This window comes from Melaminivora alkalimesophila (genome assembly GCF_000282995.1).
Lineage (GTDB): Bacteria > Pseudomonadota > Gammaproteobacteria > Burkholderiales > Burkholderiaceae_C > Melaminivora > Melaminivora alkalimesophila.
Genome location: NZ_ALEE01000114.1, coordinates 1 through 478 on the forward strand (window position 1 = coordinate 1; position 478 = coordinate 478).

The following is a 478-nucleotide window of genomic DNA, read 5'->3' on the forward strand; positions in this document are numbered from 1 at the left end:
CGGCTGGGGCTTCTATGAGTGGCGCGTGGGCAGCCAGCAAGAGCACACGGACAACGCCTACGTGCAGGGCCACATCGTGCAGGTCACGGCCCAGACCGGCGGCACGGTGCTGTCCATCAGCGCCGACGACACCGACTTCGTGCGCGCCGGCGACCTGCTGGTGCGCCTGGACCCGGCCGACGCCCGCGTGGCACTGGCGCAGGCCGAGGCCGCGCTCGCCCAGGCGGTGCGCCAGGCGCGCACGCTGTACGCCAACAACCAGACCCTGGCCGCCCAGGTGCGGCTGCGCGAAGCCGAATCCGGGCGCGCGCGTGCCGACGTCGAGCGTGCCCAGGCCGAGATCGAGCGCCTGCAGGAGGACGTGCGCCGGCGCCAGCAGCTGGCGAGCGTGGGCGCCGTCTCCGACGAGGAGCTGCACCACGCGCAAAGCCAGCTCACCAGCGCCCGCAGCCAGCGCGCCGCCGCACAGGCGGCCGCC

The 478-nt window shown here is 74.9% G+C and carries 1 pseudogene; it reads left to right on the forward strand.

Annotated elements, in window-relative coordinates:
* Positions 1–478 (forward strand): annotated as a pseudogene (locus tag A612_RS01685) (EmrA/EmrK family multidrug efflux transporter periplasmic adaptor subunit); the annotation flags it as partial.